This window comes from Sandaracinus amylolyticus (genome assembly GCF_000737325.1).
GTDB classification, from domain to species: Bacteria; Myxococcota_A; Polyangia; order Polyangiales; family Sandaracinaceae; genus Sandaracinus; species Sandaracinus amylolyticus.
In genome coordinates this window covers 4082943-4094123 of sequence record NZ_CP011125.1, presented here as the reverse complement: position 1 = coordinate 4094123, position 11181 = coordinate 4082943, and the positions used below count along the sequence as shown (strand labels likewise).

The window sequence follows — 11181 nt, the reverse complement described above, 5'->3', positions numbered from 1 at the left end:
ATCGACGCGTATCGTGCGCTCGATGGACCCGCGCGTCCGCGAGGCGCTCGAGCGCGAGCGCGCCACGATCTGGGGCGTCTGCTACCGCATGACCGGCAGCGCGAGCGCCGCGGACGATCTCACGCAGGACACGCTGGTGCGCGCGCTGGAGCGCCCGCCTGCGGATCTCGACGCGCCGCTGCGGCCGTGGCTGGTGCGCGTCGCGGTGAACCTCGCGCGCGACGCGCTGCGACGCCGCAAGCGCGAGGCCTACGTGGGCCCGTGGCTGCCCGAGCCCGCGCTCACCGACGCGAGCATCGACGAGGTCGAGCGGCGCGAGATCGCGTCGTACGCGCTGCTCGTCGCGATGGAGCACCTGACGCCGCACCAGCGCGCGGTGCTCGTGCTGCGCGACGTGCTCGAGCTCGGCGAGGCGGAGACCGCGGAGGCGCTCGAGTCCACCGTCGGGAGCGTGAAGGTCGCGCTGCACCGCGCGCGGAAGACGATCGCGGAGCACGCGCCCGCGCACACGCTCTCGCGCGAAACGCGCGTGCAGAACGGCGTCGCGCTCGCGGCGCTGCTCGAGGCGCTCGCGCGCGGCGACGTCGAAGCGACGCGTCGTTTGCTCGCGGTGGACGTGCGCATCGTGCAGGACGGCGCGGGGCGCGTTCGCGCTGCGCTCGTCCCGGTGGTCGGCATCGAGAAGGTCCTCACGTTCCTCTTCAACCTCGCGAAGATCACGCCGCCGCCGATCGAGACGCGCTGGATCGAGCTCAACCACACGCCCGCGCTCGACGCGCGCCTGCCACCGCGCCCGCCGCCGATCGCGAATCGCGTCGTCATGTGGGCCGAGCTCGACGCGGAGGGCGGCATCGCGGTGCTGCACAACCTCGTCGCGCCCGAGAAGCTCGAGCGCCTCGACGCGCGCATGGGGCGCTGACCGCCACGAAATCTCCTCGGCGTCGAGAAGAGCACGCCCGATCTCGCGCGCAATGCTCGTCGGATGAAAGCGCGCATCCGCCCGTCGATCGCCTCGCTCGCGTTCCTCGCCCTCGCCGCGTTGCATGCGTGCAACGTCCGGTACGAATGGCGCGCGACGGACGCGCTCTTCGTCGCGTGCCCGGCGCTCGCGGCGTTCGCGTGTCACGCGCCGTGGCTCGGCGCTCACGTGGCGGTGCGCGCGGTGGCGTGGCTCCACGTCGTGCTCGCGGGGCTGGTCGCGATCCTGGGCGGCCGAGCCGAGGCGGCGGGGGTGACGCTGCTCGGCGCAGTCGCGCTCGCTGCGCTCGGCGCCCACGCGCACGAGTCTCGCGCGAGCGCCGCGGGCTTCGAGCCCATCGCCTATCGTCGCGCATTCCTCGCCGCGACCACCGCGTCGTTCGCAGTCGCGATGGTCCAAGGAGTCCTCGCGGTGGGAACGATCTCGAGCTCGTCCGATCAAGTCGAGGGCGTGGTGTCGATCGTGATCGCGTCCGGGCTGGTCGCCTCGGCGCTGCTGGTGCTGCGGTTGCGCGCGGCCGGCGTGCTGCTCGGCATCGCGGTCGCCGCGCTCGCCATCGTGGGCGCGTGCGTCGAGGCGCGCTGGGGGCGCGAGATCCTGGGTCCGATCCAGGCCGTGCTCTGGACGATCGCCGCCCTCCCCGCCCTCGCGCTGGCCGCGCCGATCGCGTGGTCCCGCCTGCGCCCGGTGCGAGCCCCGTCGACGAGCGCGCCCTCGCGCTTCCGCTGGTCCACCGTGCTCGCGATCGTGATCGCGCTGCACGCGTGTGCGTCCGCGCTCACGCGTGCGTCGTTCTGATCGTCAGGCGCGCTTGCGACCGAGCACGCGGTAGATCGGCAGCCCGTCCTCGTCGGCGCGGACCTCGCGGTTCGAGCGCGCCCCATACGGGTTCGCCTCGCACGGCTCGATCACGAACGAGCCCTGCGCCGCGATGCGCTCGCGCATGCCCTCGGCGCGATCCTCGACGTCGCTCTCCACGAAGAGCTCGCCGCCCGGCGCGAGCAGCCGCGCGACGTGATCGAGGAACGTCTCGTCGACCACCTTCCGCTTCTCGTGGCGCTTCTTCCACCACGGATCCGGGAACAGCACGAACACCCGCGCGAGACATCCGTCGGGCCCGCACCGCGGGAGCACGGCTCGCGCGTCGGCGCGCAGCGCGACCGCATTCGTGATCCCCTCGCGCGCCCGGCGCTCCTCGACGAGGTGCGCCCACTTCGCCTTGATCTCCATCCCGATGATCCGCGACCCCGGTGCGGCCCGCGCGCGCTCCATCAGGAAGCGCCCGCGGCCGAACCCGATCTCGAGCTCGAGCGGGCCCTCGCCGGGCACGAGGGTGCGCAGATCGACGTCCCCGTCGGGCACGGTGCGCGCCATCAGTCCGTAGCGAATCGGAGGCGGCGTGGTCACGGCGGGCGCGAGGTACGACGGGGCGCGCCCCTCCGCAACTCCATTCGCGCCCCCCGACGGCGCGCAAACGCCCGTGCACGCTGCGTTCTTGACCCCGAGGCCGAAACGGTCGTATCCAAGTCGCGGCGACAGCTCGTCGCTTCTCGTGTGCTCTCGGAGGCTCGCTTGCCGAAGATCCTGGGCGTCGACGACAGCGTGACGATGCGCCGCATCCTCGAGATGACGTTCGGAGGCGATCCGTCGACGTCGATCTCGACCGTGGACGACGGAGACGCGGCGATCCGCTGGGCCACCGAGCAGGGCGTGGATCTCGTGCTCGCGGACGTGTCGATGAGCGGCACCGACGGCTACGAGGTCGCGCGCGCGCTGCGCGCGAACCCCGCGACCCAGAACGTCGCCGTCGTGGTGCTCGCGAGCCAGCACTCGCCCTACGACGCCGAGAAGGGCCGTCAGGCCGGCGTCGACGATCACGTGCTGAAGCCGTTCGAGACGCAGGCGCTCCTCGACAAGGTGCGCGACGTGCTCGGCCGTCCGCGCGCCGCAGCGGCCGCCCGTCCCGTCGCCGCCGCACCCGCCGCGCCGCGCCCTGCGGCGCCGGCGGCGCCCGTGGCCGCGCCCTCGCCTCCGCGCCCGCCGTCGCCCGGCGTGCCCGGCGTCGTCGCGCCGCCGGCCCAGCGTCCGCCGCAGCAGCGCGCGACCGTCGCCTTCGGCCCGCCCGCCACCTCGGGCGCGCGTCCCGCGACCGCCGCGCCGGTCGCGCCCGTCGCGCCTGCGCGTCCTGCACCGATCCCCGCGGCCGCGCCCGTGCCCGGCCCGGTGTCGGCGCGCAAGCCCGCGCTCGAGCTCGCCGACGACGACGCGCTCATGTCTTCCGCGCCCACGCCGGCGCCCGCGCCCGCAGCGCCCGTGATGGCGCGTCCGGCGGCGCCCGCTGCCGCCGCGACCGCGGCGACCGCGGCGAACGGCGAGATGGCCGGCAAGCTCGAGGGCATGGGCCTCACGCCCGATCAGGTGCAGGGCGTGCTCGCGCTCTCGCGCGAGGTGATCGAGCGCGTGGTGTGGGAAGTGGTCCCCGATCTCGCGGAGACGATCATCCGCGAAGAGATCCGTCGGCTCACGTCCTGATCGCTGCGCGCGCGCGTGCTATGCGTCGCGTCCGCTCCGATGGCATTCGGAGCGCACACGAGCACGCGCATGAGCAAGCCCTTCCGCACCATCGATCCCGAGACGCTTCCTCCCCACTTCGACGCCGGCGCCGCCGAGGCGCGCTGGGACGGTGTCTGGGAGAAGGCGGGCATCTACCGCTGGGACCCCTCGCGCGGCCGCGACGAGACCTTCGTCGTCGACACGCCGCCCCCGACGGTCTCGGGCTCGCTCCACGTCGGTCACGTGTTCTCGTACACGCAGACCGACATCCTGGTGCGCCAGCGCCGCATGCGCGGGATGAACGTCTTCTACCCGATGGGCTGGGACGACAACGGCCTGCCCACCGAGCGTCGCGTCCAGAACTACTTCCACGTGCGCTGCGATCCCGCGCTGCCCTACGAGGGCGAGGCGTTCGCGGCGAGCCTCGAGCAGGCGAGCGAAGAGAAGTCGAAGAAGGAGCGCCCCGCGATCGTGTCGCGCCGCGCGTTCATCGAGCTCTGTCAGCGCGTCACCCACGAGGACGAGAAGAAGTTCGAGGAGCTCTTCCGCCGCATCGGGCTCAGCGTCGACTGGACGCAGACCTACGCGACGATCGACGACCGCTCGCGCACGCTCGCGCAGCTCTCGTTCCTCGACCTCTTCGAGAAGAACCACCTCTACAGCATCGAGGCGCCGACCTTCTGGGACGTCGACTTCCAGACCGCGGTCGCGCAGGCCGAGATGGAGGATCGCGACAAGCCCGGCGCGTTCCACCAGATCGAGTTCGGCGTCGAGGGCAGCGACGATCGCTTCGTGATCGCGACGACGCGCCCCGAGCTCCTGCCGGCGTGCGTCGCGGTGACCGCGCACCCCGACGACGAGCGCTTCAAGAACCTCTTCGGTAAGCGCGCGATCACCCCGATCTTCAAGGCGCCCGTCCCGATCTTCCCGAGCGAGCTCGCGGATCCGAAGAAGGGCACCGGCATCCTGATGGTCTGCACGTTCGGCGATCAGACCGACGTGCAGTGGTGGCGCGAGCAGGGCCTCGCGCTGCGCGTGATCGTGCAGCGCGACGGACGGCTGCGCCCGGTCACCTTCGGCACCGACGAGTTCCCCTCGCTCGATCCCGACGCGGCGAACGCGGCGTACGCCGAGCTCGTCGGCAAGAACGTCACCCAGGCGCAGAAGCTCGTCGTGGAGAAGCTGAAGGATCCTTCGGCTTCCGCGACCGGCCGCGGCGCGCCGCTCCAGGGTGATCCCAAGCCGATCCAGCACGCGGTGAAGCACTACGAGAAGGGCGATCGCCCGCTCGAGCTCGTCATCTCGCGCCAGTGGTTCGTGAAGCTGATGGCGCAGAAGGACGCGCTGCTCGAGAAGGGCGACGCGATCCAGTGGCACCCCGAGTTCATGCGCTCGCGCTATCGCAACTGGACGGAGAACCTCGGGCTCGACTGGTGCGTGTCGCGGCAGCGCTACTTCGGCGTGCCGATCCCCTGCTGGTATCCGATCGGCGCCGACGGCGCCGTCGACTACGACCGCCCCATCCTGCCGTCGCGCGAGCAGCTGCCGGTCGATCCGCTCTCGCACGCGCCGAAGGGCTACGACGAGTCGCAGCGCAACCAGCCGGGCGGCTTCACCGGCGATCCCGACGTGTTCGACACCTGGTTCACGTCGTCGCTGACGCCGGAGATCGGCTCGCGCTGGCTGCTCGAGCCCGATCGCCACGCGAAGCTCTTCCCCGCGGATCTGCGCCCGCAGAGCCACGAGATCATCCGGACCTGGGCGTTCTACACGATCGCGAAGGCGCTCCTCCACGAGGGCACGGTGCCCTGGCACCACGTCGCGATCAGCGGCTGGATCCTCGATCCCGACCGCAAGAAGATCAGCAAGTCGAAGGGCAACGCGGTCACGCCCGTCCCGCTCATCGAGGACTACACCGCGGACGCGGTGCGCCACTGGGCCGTGAGCGCGCGGCTCGGCACCGACACCGCGTTCGCGAGCGAGCAGGAGATCAAGACGAAGAAGTGGCGCTCCGGCCTCGAGGGCAAGCGCCTCGTCACGAAGCTCTTCAACGCGGGCAAGTTCGTCCTGCAGCAGAGCGCGGACGCGCCCGCGAGCGGGCTCGGGATCACCCACGAGCTCGATCGCGCGTTCGTCGCCGAGCTGCGCGCGCTGATCGAGTCGACGAGCGCGAGCTTCGCGGAATTCGACTACGCGGGCGCGCTGCACGCGACCGAGCAGTTCTTCTGGTCGCGCTTCACCGACACGTACCTCGAGCTCGCGAAGATCCGCGCGCGCGGTGACGTGGGTGATGCGGCGGGCCGCACCAGCGCGGTCGCGACGCTGCGGCTCGGACTGAACGTGCTGCTGCGCCTCTTCGCGCCGGCGCTCCCGTACATCACGGAAGAGGTCTGGAGCTGGGCCTTCGCGGAGGAGAGCGGGCACGCGAGCATCCACCGCGCGCCGTGGCCGACCATCGCGGAGCTCGGCGACGTCGGGATGCCGAGCGACGCGGGCGCGCTGCAGTGCGCGATCGACGCGCTCACCGCGATCAACAAGGCGAAGACCGAGCGCGGCGCGAGCGTCGGACGCGTGGTCGATCAGCTCGAGCTGCGCATGAACGAGGAGACGGCGGGGCGCGTGAACAGCGTGCTCGACGACGTGCTCGCGAGCGCGCGCGTGAAGTCGCATCGCATCGTCACGCGCCCCGGCGACGGCTTCGAGATCGGCGAGATCGCGATCGCGCCGAAGGAGCCGAAGGAAGCGACCTGATCAGCGCGCGAAGAGCGCGTTGAGCTCGGGCACCGGGATCCGCTCCGCGAACATCGCGGACGTCCGGTGCCCGAGCAGCTCCGTCGTCGCCCTGCGCACCGTCGCGAGCGCGGCCTGCGCGAGCCCCGTCCCCACGCTCACGCGGCGCACGCCGAGCGCGTGGAGCTCGCTCATCGGCGCGCGCTCGGGCATCGCGAGCACGTTCAGCGGAGCGCGCGCCGCGGCCGCGATCGCCGCGATGTGCGCAGCGTCGACGAGCCGCGGCACGAAGAGCCCGTCGCACCCCGCGGCGACGTAGGCCGTGCCGCGGCGGATCACCTCGTCGACCGCGTGATCGCTCGGCACGAGCCCGCGCAGGTACACGTCGGTGCGCGCGTTCACGAAGAGCTCGACCCCGCGCCGCGCCGCGACCTCGCGCGCCGCATCGATCTTGCGGGCGAGCACGTCGGGCGCATCGCTTCCGTCCTCGAGGTTGATCCCGATCGCGCCCGCGTCGATCACCGCGTCGATCAGCTCGGGCACGTTCCCGTAGCCGCGCTCCACGTCGACGCTCACCGGGATGCGCACCGCGCGCACGATCTCGCGCACGGTCGACACGAGCACGTCGACCTCGAGGTGCTCTCCGTCGGGCACGCCGTGCGCCCACGACATCGCGGCGCTGCTCGTCGCGATCGCAGCCGCGCCGCATTGCTCGACGAGACGCGCACTGCCGGCGTCCCATGCGTTCGGCAGGACCAGCAGGTCCCGCCCGTGGTGGAGCGCGCGAAACGTCCGCGCGAGATCACGCTGTGTGCTCGTCATGCGGTGCACGTAGCGCGAACGTGCGCCCGCATCCGGCCGCTTTCGGACCTCGATGCGCGCTCACCCGCCGGTCGTCGCGACGATGCAGCGCCCGCTCTCGCAGCGCGCTTCGAGGCCCTCGAACACCGGCGCGCACGGCGGGCACGTCAGCACGGGATCGCACACCAGCGCGTTCAGCGAGCCGCGCTCCGGGTTGAACGCGATCGTCTCGCCGACGCCGAGCAAGCCGCACGCGCAGCACTGCGCGGGCGCGAGCGTGCACTCGTCGTCGCCCGTGCACTCGGTGAGCGCTTCGACGTGCAGATCGAGCGCGACGCACTCGCCCGCGCGGCACGTCGCGATCAAGTACGGGTCGAGCTCCATCACGCAGCCCGGGCACGCGACGGGATCCGCGCATGCCATCGCCTGGTGCTCGTCCACGTCGTCGCGGTGCACCGCGATCATGTCGTCGGGCGTGGGCGCGCCGCACGTGCCGCAGCAGCTCTCGGGCAGGAGCACGCACTCCGACGGCACGTCGCACTCGCCGGACACGCTCGCGTCGGGACGAGCACCGGAGTCCGCGCGCGCGCTCGCGTCCACGCGCGCGCTCGCGTCCATCGCGGTCGAGCCCGCGTCGTCGCCACCCTCGTGCGATTCGCTGCACGCGACAGCGAGCACCAGCCAGACCGCGATCGTCCGCACGCGCATCGTCCACCTCGTGAGCACGAGGATGCCACTCCCGAGGCGCCTACTTGAATCGATCATGCGCGCCTTCGTCCTCGACCACGCCGCGCCCGTGCTCGATCGTCCGCTGCACGCGCGCGACGTGCCCACGCCCGAGCCCGGTCGCGGCGAAGTGCGCGTGAAGGTCCGCGCGTGCGGCGTCTGCCGCACCGATCTCCACGTCGTCGAAGGCGAGCTCCCCGCGCGTCGGCCTCGAATCACGCCGGGCCATCAGATCGTCGGCGTCGTCGACGCGATCGGCCCCGACGTCGACGCGACGATGCGCGGCGCGCGCGTCGGTGTCGCGTGGCTGCATCGCACCTGCGGTGGCTGTCGCTTCTGCGTGCGCGGGCGCGAGAACCTCTGCGAGCGCGCCGACTTCACGGGATGGACCGTCGACGGCGGGTTCGCCGAGCACACGATCGCGCCCGCCGACTTCGTCTACCCGATCCCCGATCGCTTCGACGATCTCGCGGCCGCACCGCTGCTCTGCGCGGGGATCATCGGCCATCGATGCCTGCGCACGACCGGCATCGAGCGATGGGACGGCGCGCGCCTCGGCATCTACGGCTTCGGCGCAGCAGGTCACGTCGCGATCCAGATCGCGCGAGGCCGTGGCGCCGAGGTCTTCGTGTGCACGCGCGATCGCGCGCGCCACCAAGCGCTCGCGCGCGTGCTCGGCGCGTCGTGGGTCGGCGACACGCTCGACGCGCCGCCGGTACCGCTCGACGCCGCGATCGTGTTTGCGCCCGCGGGCGAGATCGTCCCCGCGGCGCTCGCGCATCTCGAGCCGGGCGGCACGCTGGTCCTCGGCGGGATCCACATGAGCGACATCCCGTCGCTCCCGTACTCGCGCATCGACCGCGAGCGCGTGATCCGCAGCGTCGCGAACAACACGCGCGACGACGGCCGCGCGTTCCTCGGCGAGGCCGCTGCGCTCCCGGTGCGCACCCACGTCCAGCGCTACCCGTTCGAAGGCGTGAACGACGCGCTGATCGCGCTGAAGCACGACGCGGTGCGCGGCGCCGCGGTGGTCGTGCTCCAATGAGCACGCATGAGCCCCGACGCCTTCCACGACGCGCGCGAGCGCATGGTGCGCGCCCAGATCCTCGGGCGCGGCGTGCTCGACATCCGCGTGATCACCGCGATGCGCGCGGTGCCGCGCGAGGAGTTCGTCGCGCCCGCGCAGCGCGCGAGCGCGTACGCCGACGGGCCGCTGCCGATCGGCGAGGACCAGACGATCTCGCAGCCCTACGTCGTCGCGGCGATGCTCGCGGCGCTCGATCTGCGCGGCGACGAGAAGGTGCTCGAGATCGGCGCGGGTTCGGGCTACGCGGCGGCGCTGCTCGGCAAGTGCGCGCGCGAGGTGTGGGCGCTCGAGCGCATCGCCTCGCTCGCGGAGCAGGCACGCGTGTGCATCGAGCACCTCGGCTACGCGAACGTGCACGTGCAGCGCGGCGACGGAACGCGCGGCCTTTCCCAGCACGCGCCGTTCGACGCGATCCTCGTGTCGGCGGGTGGACCGCGCATCCCGCCGGCGCTGCTCGATCAGCTCGCGCCCGGCGGACGTCTCCTGATGCCGGTCGGCGGCGACGAGCAGCGGCTCGTGAAGGTCGAGCGCGATCGCGAGGGCGCGCTCCACGAGACGCGCATGGAGCCGGTGCGCTTCGTCCCGCTGATCGCCGGCTGAGCGCCGCGGTCGGCCGGGCTCGAGCTGAAATCGACCTGAGAGAACTTCGATCGTCGCTCCTGGACCTGAAATCCAGTTTCGGCGACCCGAGTTGCCCATCCCTGGACCCAGAATCCAGTTTCGACGACTTCGATCGTCCAGCGACGCCTCAGAATCGGTCGAGGGCGATCGCGATCGTCGCCTCTCGGCCGTCCGATCGACTTCGACGACTTCGGTCGCCTCGCGACGCCCTGACGCCGCCGCCGGACGATCGCGATCGTGCCGGCACCGTGTCACGGCGATCCAGCACGTCGGCGGTCACCCGAGGCTCAGCCGACGCGTGCGCGAAGCGAGGACGCGAGCTCGCGCGGCAGCTTCGCGAGGTGCGCCTCGACCTGGACGCGCGGGATCGCCGCGAGGACGAACGCCGTCATCATGGCCCGCTGATCCTCGGGCGTGCGCGTCACCGACGCCGCGCCGATTGCGCGGAGCTCGGCGTCGCTCACCACCGCACGGATCCGGTGCTCGAGCTCGAGCTCCTCGACGCGGGTGTGCTCGAGGTAGCTCGCGGTGAGCTGGCACGCCGCCGTGTAGAGCGCCGAGCTCGGCGCGTCGTCGATCGCGGTCGAGAACGCGTCGATCATCGCGTCGATCTCGGCGTGCGCGCGCCGCATGCGATCGAAGACGTCCGGTGCGCGCGTCTCGAGCAGAGGGAGCACGAGCGTGTCCTCGTTGTCGCCGTGCTGGCGGAGGAAGCGGACGACGTCCCGCGCGAGCCCACGCTCGGGCCGTGACGCCGCGGGCGCGTCGGCGGCGCGGCCGAGCGCGAGCGCGAGCTCGAAGAGCGCCTTCCGGATTCCCTTGTGGACGTGGGTGAACAGGTCCGGTGCGGTGTCGGTCGCCATCGTTCGCCTCCGCGAGCGAACGTGCGCCGTCCCGAGCGCGCCGACTTGGACGGATCCGACGTGTCAGCGCGCGCGACCCCGCAGCCACGCGCCCGGAGAGGTGCCGAGGAAGCGGCGGAGGTCGCGGTTGAAGTGCGCCTGGTCGTAGTAGCCGGCGTCCAGCGCGACCTCGGTCAAGCGCGTGCCGGCCGACGCCGCCGACAGCGCACGCTCGAAGCGGCGGAGCGACGCGTAGCGCCGGGGCGAGAGGCCCACGACCGCGGCGAAGCGCCGCTCGAGCTGGCGCTCGCTGGTGCGCAGCGTCGTCGCGAGCCGCGACACGAGCGGCGCGTCGCCGGGATCCGCGCCGCGCTCGATCAGCGCGAGCGCGGCGCTCACGAGCGGATCGCGCGCCGCGTGCAGCCCGGCGATCAGGTCCTCGACGACCGCGACGCGCGCGGGATCGTCGACGGCCTCGGCGAGGCGCTCGGTGACCTCGGCGACGCGCGCGCGCGGCAGCAGCGCGTCGAGCGCGACGCTGCGCCCCGTGAGCTCCCCGACCGGCACGCCGACGCAGCTCGCGCCCGTCGGCGTGAAGCGCACGAGCACCGAGCCGGTGCCCGGCTCATAGGCGTAGCGGCGCACCCGATGCTGCAGCCCGGTGACGCCCGCGAGCGTGAGCGGGCCCTCCTCCGCGTGCACGCGCCCGCGAAACTGCAGCCCCAGCACGACGTGCGTGCTCGGCGGGATCTCGACCTCCGGCGCGTCGCTCGCGATCACGTCGATCGTCGCGACGCGATTCCGCAGCGCCGCTCGAGGCGCGAAGCGCGAGCCCATACGAC

At 72.6% G+C, this 11181-nt stretch carries 11 protein-coding genes; 6 read left to right on the top strand and 5 right to left on the bottom strand.

Annotation, left to right across the window (positions count from 1 at the left end; genetic code table 11):
- Positions 1-22 precede the first annotated feature (22 nt).
- Both DB32_RS46825 and DB32_RS17400 read left to right on the top strand, forming a co-directional pair.
- The gene (locus DB32_RS46825; RefSeq protein WP_075097937.1) at positions 23-919 is read left to right on the top strand and encodes a sigma-70 family RNA polymerase sigma factor; all 897 of its coding nucleotides are present in this window, start codon (positions 23-25) and stop codon (positions 917-919) included.
- Positions 920-982: 63 nt separating this feature from the next.
- Positions 983-1777, top strand: a complete 795-nt coding sequence (locus tag DB32_RS17400; protein ID WP_053233585.1) for a hypothetical protein — start codon at positions 983-985, stop codon at positions 1775-1777.
- Positions 1778-1780: 3 nt separating this feature from the next.
- On the opposite strand, the gene trmB is transcribed toward DB32_RS17400, so the two are convergent.
- Positions 1781-2386, bottom strand: a complete 606-nt coding sequence (gene trmB, locus DB32_RS17395) for a tRNA (guanosine(46)-N7)-methyltransferase TrmB (protein ID WP_157069119.1) — start codon at positions 2384-2386, stop codon at positions 1781-1783.
- A 165-nt stretch (positions 2387-2551) separates the two neighbouring features.
- Here trmB and DB32_RS17390 point away from each other — a divergent pair, with 165 nt between their 5' ends.
- Both DB32_RS17390 and valS read left to right on the top strand, forming a co-directional pair.
- Complete coding sequence (locus tag DB32_RS17390; protein ID WP_240481218.1) at positions 2552-3511, top strand: response regulator; 960 nt, start codon at positions 2552-2554, stop codon at positions 3509-3511.
- 69 nt (positions 3512-3580) lie between these two features.
- Positions 3581-6283, top strand: coding sequence for a valine--tRNA ligase (gene valS / locus DB32_RS17385; RefSeq protein ID WP_083458516.1), 2703 nt, complete (start codon positions 3581-3583; stop codon positions 6281-6283).
- Here the strand turns inward: valS and DB32_RS17380 are convergent, their stop codons facing one another.
- Positions 6284-7084 (bottom strand): isocitrate lyase/PEP mutase family protein, encoded by an 801-nt coding sequence (locus DB32_RS17380; RefSeq protein ID WP_053233582.1) that lies wholly within the window; start codon positions 7082-7084, stop codon positions 6284-6286. It abuts the gene before it with no gap.
- A gap of 60 nt (positions 7085-7144) precedes the next feature.
- Positions 7145-7771 (bottom strand): hypothetical protein, encoded by a 627-nt coding sequence (locus DB32_RS17375; protein ID WP_157069118.1) that lies wholly within the window; start codon positions 7769-7771, stop codon positions 7145-7147.
- Between the two features lie 55 nt (positions 7772-7826).
- On the opposite strand from DB32_RS17375, the gene DB32_RS17370 reads away from it, so the two are divergent.
- Together DB32_RS17370 and DB32_RS17365 are read left to right on the top strand one after the other, a co-directional pair.
- Positions 7827-8834, top strand: coding sequence for a zinc-dependent alcohol dehydrogenase family protein (locus DB32_RS17370; protein ID WP_053233580.1), 1008 nt, complete (start codon positions 7827-7829; stop codon positions 8832-8834).
- Positions 8835-8840: 6 nt separating this feature from the next.
- Entirely contained in the window at positions 8841-9476 is a 636-nt protein-coding gene (locus DB32_RS17365; protein WP_053233579.1) for a protein-L-isoaspartate(D-aspartate) O-methyltransferase, read from the top strand.
- 308 nt (positions 9477-9784) lie between these two features.
- Here DB32_RS17365 and DB32_RS17360 read toward each other — a convergent pair whose 3' ends face one another.
- Positions 9785-10360 (bottom strand): hemerythrin domain-containing protein, encoded by a 576-nt coding sequence (locus DB32_RS17360; RefSeq protein ID WP_053233578.1) that lies wholly within the window; start codon positions 10358-10360, stop codon positions 9785-9787.
- A 63-nt stretch (positions 10361-10423) separates the two neighbouring features.
- Positions 10424-11176, bottom strand: coding sequence for an AraC family transcriptional regulator (locus DB32_RS17355; protein ID WP_053233577.1), 753 nt, complete (start codon positions 11174-11176; stop codon positions 10424-10426).
- Between the last annotated feature and the right edge of the window lie 5 nt (positions 11177-11181).